The organism is Ruegeria sp. AH7 (assembly GCF_056541325.1).
This window is the reverse complement of the sequence record NZ_JBQFYF010000002.1, coordinates 140,922-156,842: the sequence shown is the minus strand read 5'-3', so window position 1 is coordinate 156,842 and position 15,921 is coordinate 140,922. Positions and strand designations below refer to the sequence as shown.

Sequence of the window (15,921 nt, the reverse complement as noted above, 5' to 3'; positions counted from 1 at the left end):
CAGAAACAGGCAAAGAACGTATCATGAACGGCTTGGATTTTCTGTTTTGCGGTCAGGCGCTGCGTGCCCTTCCCTCTGGCGCACTTTGGTGGGCCGATCAGCGGATGCTGTGTGTCTCGGACCTGCATCTGGGCAAGTCCGAGCGGCTGGCACGGCGCAGCGGATTGACCCTGCCCCCCTATGACGGCCGCGAAACGCTGGATCGGCTTTCGGCTGATCTGGATGCGTCAGGTGCTGAAACAGTTTTGTGCCTGGGCGACAGCTTCGATGACCTTGATGCCTCAAACGCCTTGGCAGCGTCCGAGAAACTGCAGATCACCAGGCTGCAGGCCGGTCGGAAATGGATCTGGATAGAAGGCAACCACGATCCCGGCCCTATCGAACTGGGCGGCACGCATCTGGCGGAATGGGTCAAAGGCCCTCTGGTGTTTCGCCATATCGCCGAGGCAAATGCCAAGGGCGAAGTCTCTGGGCATTTTCACCCAAAGGCGCGCCTATCGATCCGGGGTAGATCAATCTCTCGCCCGGCGTTCTTGGTGGATCAAAATCGGCTTATTCTGCCAGCCTATGGCACCTACACAGGCGGATTACGCAGTTCCGAGCACGTTCTGTCGGACCTGATGCAGAGCGACGCTATGGCCATATTGACCGGGCCAAACCCGCAGATGATCCCGATGCCGCGCACGGCCTAGATCAGCCCGTCTTCTTCCAGCATCGGCTTATATTTGCGGCTGACCGGTACCAGATCACCATTGACCAAGCGTAGGAAGGTTTTGCTGCCGGTCTTTTCAACGCCCGCAATGGATGCATCTGTGACCCAATGTGAGCGGTGAGAGCAGTGGCCCGGAACAGGCTCCATCTCGGCAATAGCGTCTGTAAAACGTGATCTGATCGAAAACACGCCTTCTGAGGTAACAACATCCACGTTGTGATCCCGGACTGTCAGCCGGTAGATCTGACCCTCAAACCCCTCAGGCAAGCGTTTTGACAAGCGCGGCAATTCCGGCGGCTTAGGCCCCACGCTATCAGCATGAAGATCACCGCGACGCACAAGCACAAGGCCTGTGGCAAACAGCACGCCATACGCTGCTACCGATTTAACCTCGGGCACCATCTTTCCGGTATACGTAAACAGACCCCAAGCCAGCAGCCACAACAGCGGTGTTAGAAACACCAGGATCACCGCCGCGAAAGCCAAATCGCGCAGCGGCAGTTTCAGTAGTATCAGCTTGTCTCGCAAAAGCATCCGGGTTGCCCAGATCGCGCCCAACGCGATCGTCATAACTCCGACCCAAAACAACAGGCGCAATCCATAGGGAACATCAGCATCCATGAAGGGGGGGAAGGCATATGACAGCAACGGAAGAAAAATGAACGCGGCGCACATGCGCTGAGGGGTAAGTGCCGTTTTGAGTTCACTGACTTCGGTATTCATACTTATCTTCAGATGCACCCCGCCAAATCAACATCAGACATATTGGCAAAGATGCAGACTAACTTAGTAACCATCTGGAAAATAATAGTTATCACGATTTACTTCACAAGGAAAGCTTTTCAAAAAAATACCGCGCCCGTGGTCATGCGGGCGCGGTAAATCGTATCTTAAGCTAGCTGATTCTGGTTCAGTTCCAGAACGCAGAATTATGCGGTCAGACCTTCTGGTTCTGCCAATTTGTTCGCGCGGCATGCGGCTGTGAGGGTGTTTGCCAGCAGGCAAGCGATGGTCATGGGGCCGACCCCACCGGGAACCGGGGTGATCGCACCGGCACGCTCGGCTGCGCTGTCATAATCCACGTCGCCCACAAGCTTGTTCTTGCCATCGCGTTCGATCCTGTTGATGCCCACGTCGATCACGGTGGCACCTTCCTTGATCCAGTCGCCCGGCACCATTTCAGGGCGGCCAACGGCGGCCACAACGATGTCGGCGCGTCGCACGACATCGGGTAGATCCTTGGTGCGGCTGTGCGCGATGGTCACGGTACAGCTGTCGCCCAGCAGCAGCTGTGCCATCGGCTTGCCAACGATGTTCGACCGCCCGATCACAACCGCATCCATACCGGACAGCGAGCCATGGTGGTCGCGCAGCATCATCAGGCATCCCAGCGGGGTGCACGGCACCATCGACTTCTGGCCGGTGCCCAGCAGACCCACATTCGAGATATGGAACCCATCCACATCCTTGGCCGGATCAATCGAATTGATCACGAGGTCTTCGTTCAGATGCTTGGGCAGCGGCAACTGCACCAGAATGCCATGCACAGCCGGATCGGTGTTCAGCTTGTCGATCAGCGCCAGCAGGTCGTCTTCGGATGTGTCGGCGTCCAGCTTGTGCTCGTACGAGTTCATGCCGACCTCAACGGTCTGCTTTCCTTTCGAACGCACATAGACCTGACTCGCCGGGTCTTCGCCCACCAACACCACGGCCAGACCGGGTGTGATGCCGTTTTCTTCCTTCAGCTTTGCAACTTGATCAGCCACCTGCGCGCGTACTTTTGCTGCAAAGGCTTTACCGTCGATAACCTGGGCTACCATTCTTCAATCCCCTCTTCCAAAACGGATCAGGCGCACAAGGCGCCTGTTTGGTCAGTCAGCGCCGATCACGCGTTCTTCGCGGGCAATCGACCAATCAATCAAAATGCGCCAAAGCTTTTCAGCAAGATCGGGGTCCATGCCCAATTCATCCGAGCTCTTGCGCACACGCTGCACCACCTCTTCGACGCGATCCGGGATACGGGCGGGCAGCCCCTCGCCGGGTTTCAGCTGAGACGCACGGTCAATATAGCCTGCGCGCGTTACCAACAATTCGATCAATTGGCGGTCCAGCTTGTCGATCTGAGGCCGCAATTCCTGCATCGAGCGACAGTCTTGCGGCGGTATCAGAGTGGGCATGTTTCTCTCCTCATGGCCCGGGGGTATCCCCAGACCACGAGATGTATCATTCAGGCGCTTAGAACAAGCCCTCGATCTCACCTGCGTCGTTAAGGCAGATGGTCTCGGCCGCAGGTTTGCGCGGCAGGCCAGGCATGGTCATGATCTCGCCGCAGACTACCACAATGAAACCTGCACCAGCCGACAGACGAACCTCGCGCACCGGAACCGAATGGCCGGTGGGCGCGCCGCGCAGGGTTGGGTCGGTCGAGAAGGAATACTGAGTCTTGGCCATGCAGACCGGCAGGTTGCCATAACCTGCGGCTTCCCATTCCTTCAGCTGGTTGCGGATCTTGTTGTCAGCCAGCACCTCGTCTGCGCGATAGATGCGCTTGGCGATGGTTTCGACTTTCTCGAACAGAGGCATATCGTCGGGGTAGATCGGCGCGAAATTCGCGCTGCCACCTTCAACGATTTCGACAACTTTCTCAGCCAGAGGCGCCGAGCCTTCCGAGCCCAGTTCCCAGTGACGCGACAGAACCGCCTCAACGCCATGCTCGGCGCAGTAGCTCTTGACCGCTTCAACTTCGGCGTCGGTGTCGGTGACAAAATGGTTGATGGCGACAACAACCGGTACGCCAAAGGACTTCACGTTCTCGATGTGACGGCCGAGGTTGGCACAGCCAGACTGAACCGCATCCACGTTCTCGGCGCCCAGATCGGCTTTGGCAACGCCGCCGTTCATCTTCATCGCGCGCACGGTGGCAACCAGAACCACAGCCGACGGAGCGATGCCCGCCTTGCGGCACTTGATGTTCATGAACTTTTCGGCACCCAGATCGGCACCAAAGCCCGCTTCGGTCACGACATAGTCAGCAACTTTCAGAGCAGTTTTGGTCGCGATGACCGAGTTACAGCCGTGTGCAATGTTTGCAAACGGGCCGCCATGCACAAAGGCCGGGTTGTTTTCCAGCGTCTGCACCAGGTTCGGCTGCATTGCGTCTTTCAGCAGAACGGTCATTGCGCCTTCGGCCTTGATGTCGCGGCAGTAGACCGGGGTTTTATCGCGGCGGTAAGCCACGATGATGTCGCCCAGACGCTTTTCCAGGTCTTTCAGGTCGTTCGCCAGGCAAAGGATCGCCATAACTTCGGACGCAACGGTGATGTCAAAGCCTGCTTCACGCGGGAAGCCGTTCGACACGCCACCCAGCGAAGCAGTGATCTGACGCAGCGCACGGTCGTTCATGTCGACCACGCGACGCCATGCAACGCGACGGATGTCGATATCGCACTCGTTGCCCCAATAGATATGGTTGTCAATCATCGCCGACAGCAGCGAATGGGCCGAGGTGATGGCGTGGAAGTCACCCGTAAAGTGCAGGTTCATCTCTTCCATCGGAACGACCTGAGCGTAGCCGCCACCTGCAGCGCCGCCCTTCATCCCAAAGTTCGGGCCAAGCGAGGCTTCGCGGATACAGATCATCGCGTTCTTGCCAATGCGGTTCAGACCGTCACCCAGACCGACCGTGGTGGTGGTCTTGCCCTCACCCGCCGGGGTCGGGTTGATCGCAGTGACCAGGATCAGCTTGCCGTCTTCACGGCCCTGCACCGAGTTGATGAAGTCTTGGCTGACTTTGGCTTTGTCGTGGCCGTAAGGCAGAAGATCCGCAGAGTCGATGCCTATCTTGGCACCGATTTCCTGGATCGGCTTCTTGTTCGCTTCGCGCGCGATTTCGATGTCGGATTTGTAGCTCATTGGGCAGGGTCCCTGATTGAATGCCGTGCAAATACGGCGCGGCGCGCCGATGCTGAGCAACCCATACCGTTGTGTACAAATCCAGTGGCTATGGATTCCGACATATTCATGCCGCGAAACGGCGTTAGATCGACTTCACCGTTTCTAATCGGAAACCCTGGCCACCTATGGCGCCCAAATCGGTTGATCGGGAACAAACAGTTTCATCCTGTCGCCAATGCGTAACTCACCGGGCCGCTCGACCCAGGCAGTCACCCCGCGACGCCCTTTCGCAGCAGGCTTGAACCCTGCCCCGTGGCCGGCGTGCTCCGCTTCAATCTCACGCCCCGGCAAGATGCAGGGGGCGTTCTCCATATCGACTGTGAGCGTTACATCACCGTCGCCCTTTAGCCGGGACGAAGGTGGAATATGCGAAAAGTCAGGGATTCCCTTGAGGACAATCGAAGCGCCGAGATAAGACGGATCCAACTGATCAAGCCTCATCTCGGCGGCGATCTCGTCCAGTTCTTCAACAGACAAAATCGAGAGCTGACGCACATTTCGGATTTCAGTCCCCTTTGGGTAAAGGTTCCCAACCCGGACACAGGATGCGCGATTGAGCCCTTCATGGCGCTCACCCTGAACACCCTCAAATTCAAGCCTCAGCGCTTCGACCGCCTGTGCACGCAATGATGCCCCTGCAGGGACATACCCCAACCAGATCACCTCGGCTGAATACTCTGTTTCGCGCAAAAACGGCATGGGCTATCCTTCTCTATCGTGCCACGCGCGCATAATGCGCATGCGTGCAGCGATGGAAAGAAAAACCCGGAGGCGGGCTCCGGGTTTTCTGATTATGCGGTTGGTTCAGGCTCCATACCACCTTCGGGTGGGGATTTCTTGGCCTTGGTCTTGGGGATCGCCGTGACACTTGGGGCGCTGCCCTCATCCGGCTTATCGCCCTCGTCGTCACTTTCGCTGGGCGGCTCGCCATTCATGACGCGCTTGATCTCGTCCCCGGTTAGGGTTTCGTATTCCAGCAGACCCTGGGCCAGACGCTCCCACGCCTCATTCTTGTCGGTCAGGATTTTGTAAGCGTGCTCATATCCCTGCTGGATCAGACGCTTCACTTCTTCCTCGATCAGCTCTTTGGTATGCGCGGACACCGAGAATCCGGCTGTATTGCCCGAGTACCCTTCATGCGCTTCGGCATAGTCAATGTTGCCGACCTTGTCCGACATACCCCAGCGCATCACCATCGCGCGCGCCAATTGGCTGGCCTGCATGATATCGCCCGCGGGGCCGTTCGAGACATGATCCTCACCGTATTTGATAACCTCGGCAGCTTTACCTGCCATAGTCATCGCCAGCTTTTGTTCACACTCATCCCGGTGATAGTTCAGACGGTCCATTTCCGGCAGCGAAACAACCATACCGAGCGCTCCACCGCGTGGAATGATCGTCGCCTTGTAGACCGGATCGCACAAGGGCAGTTCCAGGCCAACAACCGCGTGACCGGCCTCGTGATACGCGGTCTTTTCCTTCTGGTCCTGAGTCAGCACCATAGAGCGGCGCTCGGCCCCCATCATCACCTTGTCTTTGGCGTTCTCGAAATCTTCCATCGTGACAAAGCGACGACCCACGCGAGCGGCCATCAAAGCGGCCTCGTTCACAAGGTTTGCCAGATCGGCACCTGAGAAGCCCGGAGTACCCCGCGCGATGATCCGCAGATCGACGTCGGGGCCCAAAGGTGTCTTGCGCGCATGCACGCCCAAGATCTTCTCGCGGCCTTTGATGTCGGGGTTCCCAACAGTCACGTTCCGGTCGAAACGGCCCGGACGCAGCAGAGCCGGGTCCAACACGTCCTTGCGGTTCGTCGCGGCCAGAATGATCACGCCTTCATTGGCCTCGAACCCGTCCATCTCGACCAGCAACTGGTTGAGTGTCTGTTCGCGTTCGTCGTTACCACCGCCATAACCGGCACCACGATGGCGGCCCACAGCGTCGATCTCGTCAATGAACACAATACAGGGCGCGTTCTTCTTCGCCTGTTCGAACATGTCACGGACACGAGATGCACCGACACCCACGAACATCTCAACAAAGTCAGAGCCCGAGATAGTGAAGAACGGCACGCCCGCCTCACCCGCAATCGCACGGGCTAGCAGCGTTTTACCAGTACCCGGAGGACCAACCAGCAGAGCGCCCTTCGGGATCTTACCGCCGAGGCGCGAGAACTTCTGCGGGTTGCGCAGGAATTCAACGATCTCTTCCAGCTCTTCCTTGGCCTCGTCAATGCCTGCGACGTCGTCAAACGTCACGCGGCCATGCTTTTCGGTCAGCATCTTGGCCTTGGACTTGCCAAAGCCCATCGCGCCGCCTTTGCCACCGCCTTGCATTCGATTCATGAAATAGACCCAGACACCGATCAGCAGAAGGAAGGGCAGCAGCGTGATCAGGAACGATTGAAAGCCCGACTGCTGTTGTTTCTCAGCGCGCACCGGGATGTTCTCGTCAATCAGCAGCTTGGTGACCTCGGCATCGCCGGGTTTGATCGTCACGTAGGTTCCGCCGGTTTCGGTGGTGTAGCGGATCTGCTCACCATCCAGTGTTACGTTCTTGACTTCACCGTTCTGTACGGCGCTGACAAAGTCGGAATAGGTGCGTTCATTGCTCTGAAGTGTTCCGCCCGGTCCGCTGAACAAATTGAACAGTGCAAGGATCAGCAAGAACAGAACGACCCAGAAGGCGATATTGCGAGCGTTGCCCAAGGAAATTCTCCCAAAAGATTTCGGCAAACGGGTATTTGCCGGGTTGCTTCTTAAAATAGAGAGGATTGGCGCAGGTTCAATGCGATAAAAACGACGCGTAAAACTCGGGCCATTCCGGTGCGAGTTCTGCGCTCCAGCCATTGGGAAAGCCTGCCAAAGGCGCCGCCTGCAATTCATCACCGTGCCAGATCGCTGGTGAGGATTGTAATGCAAGGCGCGGACGCCCCGTTGCACGCCAATCGGGAACCGAGGCAAGCCCGGCCTCACCCAGCGCACGGATTTCAAATCCGTTGGTCCCCGGCCCGGACAGAACCCAGCGCCCATCCCAGCGCGCGTCGGGGGGCGCTTTCAGGTTGGCAACGGCCTGAAACTCTCTGCAAATCCAAGTGTTCGCGGCTTGAGGCGCCAGCAAACACCCGCTTAGCGATCCCGCTTCCCCATTGTCCAGCGCTTCTACGGCTTGGTCCACAGCGGACTGACGCGGGGGATATCCTGGCCCTGAAATCCAGCCGAGGATACCGACAAGCAGTCGACGCTTGATCTCGGCTGGCAAGGTTTGGAACGCGGCCCGATCCACACGAACATCCCCATCGATAGCAACCGCGACCTTGCGGGCGGATTCCTGCGTAAACAGGTCCAGCGCCTCACGCGCTTGGGCAAGGTTGCTGGCGACGCGCGACAAGGTTTCGGGCGTGATCCCCAGCGGAGACAGGTCAGCAAGTGCTTTTCGGGCTTTGATCCGGTCAAATCTTTTGTCCTGATTCGATGGATCCTCGATCCAGTTCAGCCCCTTATCCGATAGATAGTCACGCAAGCTATGGCGGGTGATCCCAAGCATCGGGCGCAGAATGGTGATACCCGCCCGGGCATGCGAATTTGGCATCGCTGCAAGGCCTGTCACCCCTGCGGAGCGGGCCAGCCGCATCAGCACGGTTTCTGCCTGATCATCCGCAGTATGACCCAACGCAATCGCAGGGATACTATTGGCATGCGCCCATTGGGCCAGCAATGCATACCGCGCCTGCCGCGCTTGATCCTGCAGATTACCTGAGCCGTCCCAGCCTTGCCACTTCAGGATATCGTGTTTTAGCCCCAAATCAGCCGCCTGCCGCGCTACAATTTGGGCCTCTTCGGCCGCTTCTGGTCGCAACCCATGGTCGACCGTGGCTGCACATAGCTCAGTCCCTTCATCTGCGGCGATTTCAGCGAGGAGGTGCATCAATGCCACCGAGTCGCCACCGCCCGAAACAGCAATACCCAAACGTGGCGGCAGCCGTTCAGGCAGCCGGGCGCGAATATCGGATGTGAGGCTGTTCGGGGTCCGGTTCAAGAACACCCCAGTGAGGCCATTTCCTGCGTGGCATTTGACGCAGGGCCAGAAGATGGGAACCGAACACCGACTTCACCGAGGGTGATACAGGCCTGATCGGTTTGACCCAGACGGCCCAGCGCCGCGCCGAGCTCATACAACGCCTCGGGCGCAACCGCCCCTTCGGAATCGCCGGTGAAGCTGGCAAGAAAGGCGCGTGCCGCTTCGCGCGTGTCACCCAAACCTTCTAGCGCTTGCCCGCGTTTCAAATGCGCCTCGGGCGCCAAAGGGCTGCCGGGATAGGATGTATCGAACTGCGCAAACTTGGTCGCGGCGGTCTGGAAATCACCATCGGCCAGCGCTTGCGACGCATCGTTGAAATCCGCCTGCTCACCAATGGCGAGTTCTACCTGCTCGGTCGCAGGAGGTGTGGCAGGTGTTATCACCGCCGTGCCCGAACCGGTGTCTTCGCCACCCAGTGTACTAGTTGGTTCGCCAGAGATTTCACAATTGGCCTCCAACTCACAAAGGCGGAATTCAAGATCCCCGATCCGGTTGGTGCCATCGGTCACAATGTTTTGCACCCGCTGGTTCAATTGCTCAGTCTGACGCGTCAGGCGTTGTAGCTCGGCCTCAATCGCGTCGACGCGTTCAAGGACAGAACTGCCGGAAAGGTTCGGCGCCGGAGAGCCGGTGGTGGAAAACTCGCGCTTCAAGCGCTGTATCTCCACATGCAGCACAGTCAGCTCCTGCCGGATATCCGCCAGCGTCTGCTGATCCTGCGCTTGCGCCACGCCCGCTGTTGCAACAACTGCGGCCAAAACCCATCCTGCAAGTCTCATCGTCTTACCCCAAGGTTGAACCGGTCAGCACTGTTACCGCACGGCGGTTCTTGGAATAGCATTCCTCGGTGCTACAAATTTCAATCGGGCGCTCTTTGCCATAGCTGACAGTGGTCAGTCGGTTGCCCGCCACCCCACGCGAAATCAGGAACTCACGCGCTGCATTGGCGCGGCGTGCACCCAGTGCGAGGTTATATTCGCGCGTGCCCTGCTCATCCGCATGGCCTTCGATCGTGGCCACATAGTCAGGGTTCGCCATCAACCACTCGGCCTGCCCTTGTAGAACCGTCTGAGCCTGCGGCGATAGGGTCGACTGATCCACTGCAAACAAGACGCGATCGCCAACCGTTTGCTGGAAATACGCAGGCGAGCGCGGATCACTGGGTGACCCCGCGACAATCGAACCGCTGCCACCGGGACCGCCACCGCCCAAAGCCGAAGGATCATTGTTTGCGCAAGCTGCAACCACGCTCAGCGCGCCCAGCGCCAGGATTTTGCCCAATATGTTCATCTCAAGTGCCTCGTTGTTTTGTTCGTTGCCGCCTGTCTACCACAGGGGCGGTTTCTTGTGAACGTTCCCGCACATCTGCAGCGATCAATTCTGTAAAGGACCCCATGACGGGTCGCTGCCACCGTCCGGTGTTCGTACCGGCCTTAGGTTCCGCCCCGAAATATCCACTGAGTAGAGCGTCGCCCGACCGCTAGCACCCTGTGTCTCCCGGGTGAACATGATAACCCTCCCGTTCGGGGACCATGTTGGCCCTTCATCCAGAAAGGACGATGTGAGCAGGCGTTCTTCGTCCCCGTTGGTGCGCATCACACCGATATGGAACCGGCCTTTGTTTTGCTTGGTGAACGCGATCAAATCTCCGCGCGGCGACCAGACGGGCGTGCCATAGCGGCCCTGACCAAAGCTGATCCGCGTTGCCTCGCCCCCATTTGCGGGCATGACATACAGTTGTGGTGTACCCGAACGGTCGCTTTCAAACACGATCTGGCTGCCGTCTGGCGAATAGCTGGGCGCGGTTTCAATCGCTGGCGTATTGGTAAGCCGTGTACTTTGTCCCGAGGCCAGATCCATCTTCCAAAGGTCGGTGTTACCGCCCTGGATCAGCGAATAGACAATTGACCTTCCATCCGGTGAGAAGCGGGGCGAGAAACTCATGGTGCCACCCTGCGTATTCAACTCCTGTCGCCGCACGCTTCCCACATCCAGCACGTAGATACGCGGGCTGCCCGTTTCGTAGCTGGTGTATAGCAACCGATCCCCGGTGGGCGAAAAGCGCGGGGCCAAAACGATCGCGGAACTGTCGGTCAGGTACTGAACATTTGCCCCATCATAATCCATGATCGCCAGACGTTTCAGACGCTGGTTTTTAGGGCCGCTTTCCGAGACAAACGCCACGCGACTGTCGAAATATCCACCTTCGCCCGTAATCCGGCTATAGACCTGATCCGCAACCTTATGCGCCATGCGCCGCCACCCATCGGTGGTTCCGGCCAGCTGCAGCCCGTTGCCCAGTTCTTGACCTGAGAACACATCCCAGACCCGGAACCGTACCGTTAGCCGCTTGCCCGAGACATTGACCGCCCCGGTTATCAGTGCCTGCGCATTGATCGCTTTCCAATCGGCAAACTGCACTGGTGCATCAAAGCTGCTGACGCGGCTGATGAATGCGTCCGAGGAGATTTCGCGGAACAGCCCCGTTCCAGTCAGGTCCGCCGCGACAACGCGGGAAAGATCGGCGGCGTATTGCGTCGCGGACGGTCCATCAGGCACAAAATTCGGAACCGCAAAGGGCATCGGCTCAATGATCCCCTCGTCGATTTCCAGACGCAGGGGGCCGCTCTGTGCGTAAACCGGGGCCGACATCACGGTCAGACCAAGGACGAGGCTGGTCAGAAGTTTCATCATTTGATCCGCATCCTCTCGGGATTGAAGGTAATCTCAATATCCTGCCACTGATCGAATTTGTCAGCAGGCAGATCGTATCCGCGTGCGCCACAGCGTAATATTGCCCGTCGGGCGGCCTGATAAGCCTGATTTTCAGCCCCCGCCGACCCGCCAGAGCTGTCCAGCAAGCGAACACTTCCGCCTACAACCGTTCCATCACGATTGAGTGAAAACCCAACCACAACAACGACGTTCAACGCATCCGTCGACAACGAGCCGACATTCCAGCATTGCGATACGGCCACACGCATCGCATCCTTTTCACCGCTGGTCAGCGGCGGGCCGGATGGTGCGGCGGGTTCGGACAAAGCCTCGGCCAGCGCGTCGTTGATTGCATCATCATTGTTCTGCGCTGGCGCCTCAGGGGTCGGTTCCGGAGTTTCCGCCACCTCTGGTTCCGGAGCAGGCGCAGGGCGATTTGGGCGCACACGTGGACGTGGCGACGTCAGCGGTGCTTGCTCCTCGGTCTCTTCGGCCTCGGTCACAATTTCAGGCGCAGCCTCTTCCGGAGCGGTTTGATCCTGCTGTTCCTGTTGGGTCTCTGCACCTTCATCCAACGAAACGGGGGGCGTTTCCACCTCATCCGGCTTCGCCTCGGGCGGTGGTGGCGCGACGGGTTCGGGTGCGATCCGCTCAGACGGGCTGGGCTGTGCCTCGGGGCCCGGATGCGCAACCAAAGCGGTCGTTTCCGGTTCCGTCAGTGTCGGGGGCTCTTCGGGCAGTTCCGGTTCGGGTGGAACTTCAACCGTTTCTGGTTGAACCTCGGGCTCGGGCTCAGATGGCATTACGGGCTCGGGGCGCGGTTGTTCTTCCGGTGTCACCTCGGGCGCGTTGGCTTCGGTCTCGGGCTCTGGCGGCTGTTCCAATGTACCCGGTGAGGTCGGCACTTCGGGCGCGTTGGTCTGCGCGGTCATCGCCACAAAGTCCTCAGCCGAAATCACGGACACATCCTGCACAGCCATCGGCAACGGTTCGGACCGGAAGGTGCCGCCGAACAGCGCCCAGCTGATTAGCCCGACATGCGCAATCGCCGAGATTTTGGTGCCGGTATCCACCGCGCGACCCCACCTTTACCCATCGTCCAGCGTCGGCCCGCCGGTATCCGTCACTAGACCCACATTCGAAAATCCACCCGCATTCAGCGCACCCATCACCTGCATCACCTGCGCGTAGGGAATGGCGCCGTCAGCGCGCAGAAAGACCCGATCGCTGCTGCGCTCGGCTGCGATGGCACGTAGCCTTCCGATCAATTCCTCGCGCTGAATATCGGTGGTCTGAATTTGAATACGGCCATCGGCAGTCAGCGTGACAGTCAGCGGTTCTTCACTGTCGCCGGGCAAAGCACTTGCGGCAGTCTTAGGCAGATCGACAGGCACCCCAACCGTCAAAAGGGGCGCTGCCACCATGAAGATGATCAGCAACACTAGCATGACATCGACAAAAGGCGTGACGTTGATCTCGGCCATCGGTTGCGCGCGACCACGCCGCCGTCCGCGTCTGCGACCATTGCTGCCAGAGTTCTGCTGAACCGCCGCGCCCATCGCTCAGCCGTCCAACTGACGCGACAGGATAGTGGCGAATTCATCTGCAAAGGCCTCGTAACCGCCAACGATCCGATCGCTATCGGCACTGAGCTTGTTGTAAAAAATCACCGCCGGGATCGCGGCCAACAGGCCTAGACCGGTCGCCAACAACGCCTCGGCAATGCCGGGAGCGACAACGGCAAGGTTGGTGTTCTGCTGCTCGGCAATCTCGATAAAGGCGTTCATGATGCCCCAGACCGTACCGAACAGACCTATGAACGGCGCGGTCGAGCCGACGGTCGCCAGAATAGGCAGCCCTTTCTGCAAGGTCTCCGCCTCCTTTGCGATGGCGACATCCATCGATCGATCAATCCGGGCCGTTGCGCCTGCGATCAACCCGCCATCGGTGCGATGCGATCTGCGCCATTCGATCATTCCGGCGGCGAATATCTTCTCGGAACTGCCGTCAGGCTGCGAGCCGATCTGCTCGAACAGCTCATCCAACGGGTTGCCAGACCAGAAATGTTCATCAAACACCTGCGCTTCGCGCCGAGCCGCGCGATAGTTGATGAGTTTTTGGATGATAATGCCCCAGGACCAGATCGATGCCGCGATCAGCATCAACATCACCAGTTTGACGATAAAGGTCGCGCGGGCATACAGCCCCCACATGGAGAAATCGATCTCCTGCGCCAGCGCCAGCGTTTCAGCTTCCATGAACCTGCTCTTTGTTTTTGCCTGAATGGCCGTTGATTTGGCCTTGTTTTGCCAAACGCTATCGCAGTTGGGGCTGAAAAGCCAACAGAACCACCCCAGGTCCACAAATTGTTACATCAATGCGCGAATCTCTGCCGGAAGGCGCACGGGCTTGCCCTGCGCATTCATGCACACCGCGGTAACCTCAGCCCGGAAAATCTCGGTCTCACCCCGTTTCACCAGCTGCGACATGGTCAGCCGTGCGCCAGAGAGCGAAACCATCTCGGTTTCCACAACCAGCTCATCCTCGAACCGCGCTGCGGCCAGATAGTCCGCCTCGACGCGCCGTACGACCCAAACAATGCCCTGTTCCCGCATCGCATTCTGGTCATTGCCCAGTTTTCGCACCCAATCGGAGCGGGCGCGCTCGATATATCGTAGGTAGTTTGCGTGATAGACGACACCGCCCATATCGGTGTCTTCATAATACACGCGAACCGGGTAGGTGTGTTTCATTGCAATGTCTCCAACCGGGCAAACAGACGTAAAGCATGCGAGGCATCCTGCGCCGACCCCGGCAAAATCGGGTCATACGCGGCGCGGATCAGTGCAGCAATATCCGGCCGCAGGATCGTGGCCCCTGCCGTAATTGCCAGCGGCGATTGCGCCCGAAACGCGGTATCCGACCACAACAGGATCGTCTGCACCACCTGACTAAGCGCAAGGGTTTCCGCAGGCACCTTGGACAATTCCTTATCCATGCGAAGGAAAACAAACGCGGCGCGGATCGCGCCATCCTCTTCGAACCGGAATATCCGGTATTGATTGGCCTCAGCGGCCAACAACCGGTCGACCAATGGCCCGAGGCCGGGGATCAGACGATCCAGATCCGGCACCTCAAGCAGTTCCTGCCAGTCGCGGAAAAAGAATACCATGCAATTGGCACCCAGTTCTGGGTCAGTTTCAGCCATCTTGTGACCGGCCAATGTCACAACCGCCTCAAACGCGCCTTTGACGGTGGACAGGGTTTCATCCTCAACCCCAAACACGATGGGCACGATGGGTCGCCCCCAACGCGCAAACAGAAACTCGCCGCTTTCACGGGTAAACAGCGCTTCGATCTCGTCCGGAGTCACGCTCAGCCCTTTTGTCTTTCTGAAAATACTCTCACTGAGAGGCATAAAATCTTAAGTGCGTCGCTTCAACAAAACAGATCGCTCTGGCCGCGAGGCGGGGCAATTCCCAGATGTGTCCACGCTTTTTGCGCCAACATCCGCCCACGCGGGGTGCGTTGGATCAAACCTTGCTGCAACAGATAGGGCTCGATCACCTCTTCGAGCGAATCCCGGCTCTCTGACAGCGCAGCCGAGAGCGTTTCGATACCGACCGGACCACCCGCATAGTTCTCGGCGATTAGCTTCAGATACCGCCGGTCGGCCCCATCCAGCCCCAGATTATCGACCCCCAAACGCGTCAACGCTCCATCGGCCAATTCCCGCGTGATCCGGCCATCGCCTTCGACGATGGCAAAATCGACCACCCGGCGCAGTAACCGCCCAGCGATCCGGGGTGTCCCGCGTGACCGGCGTGCAATCTCACGTGCGCCGTCCTCATCCGCCGGAGCGCCCAGTTTGCGGGCGTTGCGGGTGACGATCTCGTGCAATTCATCCACCGTATAAAACTGCAAGCGTGTCGGAATGCCGAACCGGTCCCTAAGCGGTGTCGTCAGCAAACCCATCCGTGTAGTCGCCCCGACAAGCGTGAACGGCTGCAACTCGATCCGAACCGTCCGCGCAGCGGGGCCTTCGCCAATGACCAGATCCAGCTCAAAATCCTCCATCGCGGGATAGAGCACTTCTTCAACCGCCGGGTTCAGACGGTGTATCTCGTCGATGAACAGCACATCGCGCGATTCCAGATTGGTCAAGATCGCCGCCAGGTCACCTGCTTTGGCCAGAACCGGGCCGGATGTCATGCGAAAGTTTACGCCCAACTCACGCGCCATGATCTGAGCCAGCGTGGTTTTCCCTAAGCCCGGAGGGCCATGGAACAACGTATGATCCATCGCCTCACCCCGCTGCTTGGCCGATTGGATGAAGATGCGCAGGTTAGCGCGTGCCTCGGCTTGCCCGATGAACTCGTCCAAACCCTGCGGGCGCAATGCGCGGTCATTATCCTCGGGCAGAGGGTCGGGGCGCAGGGTGGGATCAGCGTCTACCATTC

Annotated in this window: 17 protein-coding genes; 1 reads left to right on the top strand and 16 read right to left on the bottom strand. The window is 58.7% G+C overall.

Annotated features, from left to right (window positions below; translation table 11 throughout):
- The first annotated feature begins 23 nt into the window (after nucleotides 1-23).
- Nucleotides 24-692, top strand: a complete 669-nt coding sequence (gene pdeM, locus ACR0JX_RS05240) for a ligase-associated DNA damage response endonuclease PdeM (RefSeq protein WP_480542029.1) — start codon at nucleotides 24-26, stop codon at nucleotides 690-692.
- Here the strand turns inward: pdeM and ACR0JX_RS05235 are convergent.
- The 16 genes from ACR0JX_RS05235 to ruvB form a co-directional block, all read right to left on the bottom strand.
- On the bottom strand, nucleotides 689-1,435 hold the full coding sequence (locus ACR0JX_RS05235) for a LytTR family DNA-binding domain-containing protein (RefSeq protein ID WP_480542026.1): 747 nt from the start codon (nucleotides 1,433-1,435) through the stop codon (nucleotides 689-691). The two genes, pdeM and ACR0JX_RS05235, sit on opposite strands and share 4 nt — an antisense overlap.
- A 206-nt stretch (nucleotides 1,436-1,641) precedes the next feature.
- Nucleotides 1,642-2,532: a bifunctional methylenetetrahydrofolate dehydrogenase/methenyltetrahydrofolate cyclohydrolase FolD gene (folD, locus tag ACR0JX_RS05230; protein WP_480542024.1), complete on the bottom strand. Its 891-nt coding sequence runs from the start codon at nucleotides 2,530-2,532 to the stop codon at nucleotides 1,642-1,644.
- A gap of 51 nt (nucleotides 2,533-2,583) precedes the next feature.
- A complete protein-coding gene (locus tag ACR0JX_RS05225) occupies nucleotides 2,584-2,889 on the bottom strand; it encodes a chorismate mutase (RefSeq protein WP_480542022.1) in 306 nt (101 codons plus the stop codon).
- Nucleotides 2,890-2,947: 58 nt separating this feature from the next.
- Entirely contained in the window at nucleotides 2,948-4,624 is a 1,677-nt protein-coding gene (locus ACR0JX_RS05220) for a formate--tetrahydrofolate ligase (protein ID WP_170531029.1), read from the bottom strand.
- Nucleotides 4,625-4,789: 165 nt separating this feature from the next.
- Nucleotides 4,790-5,365, bottom strand: a complete 576-nt coding sequence (locus ACR0JX_RS05215; protein WP_480542020.1) for an MOSC domain-containing protein — start codon at nucleotides 5,363-5,365, stop codon at nucleotides 4,790-4,792.
- A 92-nt stretch (nucleotides 5,366-5,457) separates the two neighbouring features.
- Entirely contained in the window at nucleotides 5,458-7,374 is a 1,917-nt protein-coding gene (gene ftsH, locus ACR0JX_RS05210) for an ATP-dependent zinc metalloprotease FtsH (protein WP_353012480.1), read from the bottom strand.
- Between the two features lie 76 nt (nucleotides 7,375-7,450).
- Nucleotides 7,451-8,704 carry a tRNA lysidine(34) synthetase TilS gene (gene tilS / locus ACR0JX_RS05205; RefSeq protein WP_480542018.1) on the bottom strand — a complete coding sequence of 418 codons (1,254 nt, stop codon included), beginning with the start codon at nucleotides 8,702-8,704 and terminating at the stop codon, nucleotides 7,451-7,453.
- A complete protein-coding gene (gene ybgF / locus ACR0JX_RS05200; RefSeq protein ID WP_480542016.1) occupies nucleotides 8,701-9,525 on the bottom strand; it encodes a tol-pal system protein YbgF in 825 nt (274 codons plus the stop codon). Before ybgF ends, tilS begins: the two co-directional genes overlap by 4 nt.
- Before the next feature lie 4 nt (nucleotides 9,526-9,529).
- Nucleotides 9,530-10,036 (bottom strand): peptidoglycan-associated lipoprotein Pal, encoded by a 507-nt coding sequence (gene pal, locus ACR0JX_RS05195; protein WP_170531039.1) that lies wholly within the window; start codon nucleotides 10,034-10,036, stop codon nucleotides 9,530-9,532.
- An 84-nt stretch (nucleotides 10,037-10,120) separates the two neighbouring features.
- The gene (tolB, locus tag ACR0JX_RS05190) at nucleotides 10,121-11,440 is read right to left on the bottom strand and encodes a Tol-Pal system beta propeller repeat protein TolB (RefSeq protein WP_480542014.1); all 1,320 of its coding nucleotides are present in this window, start codon (nucleotides 11,438-11,440) and stop codon (nucleotides 10,121-10,123) included.
- The gene (locus ACR0JX_RS05185; RefSeq protein ID WP_480542012.1) at nucleotides 11,437-12,534 is read right to left on the bottom strand and encodes an energy transducer TonB; all 1,098 of its coding nucleotides are present in this window, start codon (nucleotides 12,532-12,534) and stop codon (nucleotides 11,437-11,439) included. The genes tolB and ACR0JX_RS05185 overlap by 4 nt, the downstream gene beginning before the upstream one ends.
- Before the next feature lie 15 nt (nucleotides 12,535-12,549).
- Complete coding sequence (gene tolR / locus ACR0JX_RS05180) at nucleotides 12,550-13,020, bottom strand: protein TolR (RefSeq protein ID WP_170531045.1); 471 nt, start codon at nucleotides 13,018-13,020, stop codon at nucleotides 12,550-12,552.
- Between the two features lie 3 nt (nucleotides 13,021-13,023).
- Nucleotides 13,024-13,719 (bottom strand): protein TolQ, encoded by a 696-nt coding sequence (gene tolQ, locus ACR0JX_RS05175; protein ID WP_353012465.1) that lies wholly within the window; start codon nucleotides 13,717-13,719, stop codon nucleotides 13,024-13,026.
- A 111-nt stretch (nucleotides 13,720-13,830) separates the two neighbouring features.
- On the bottom strand, nucleotides 13,831-14,214 hold the full coding sequence (gene ybgC / locus ACR0JX_RS05170) for a tol-pal system-associated acyl-CoA thioesterase (protein WP_170531048.1): 384 nt from the start codon (nucleotides 14,212-14,214) through the stop codon (nucleotides 13,831-13,833).
- Nucleotides 14,211-14,834 (bottom strand): hypothetical protein, encoded by a 624-nt coding sequence (locus ACR0JX_RS05165; RefSeq protein WP_480542010.1) that lies wholly within the window; start codon nucleotides 14,832-14,834, stop codon nucleotides 14,211-14,213. Before ACR0JX_RS05165 ends, ybgC begins: the two co-directional genes overlap by 4 nt.
- Before the next feature lie 65 nt (nucleotides 14,835-14,899).
- Nucleotides 14,900-15,919 carry a Holliday junction branch migration DNA helicase RuvB gene (gene ruvB, locus ACR0JX_RS05160; RefSeq protein ID WP_480542008.1) on the bottom strand — a complete coding sequence of 340 codons (1,020 nt, stop codon included), beginning with the start codon at nucleotides 15,917-15,919 and terminating at the stop codon, nucleotides 14,900-14,902.
- Nucleotides 15,920-15,921: the final 2 nt, after the last annotated feature.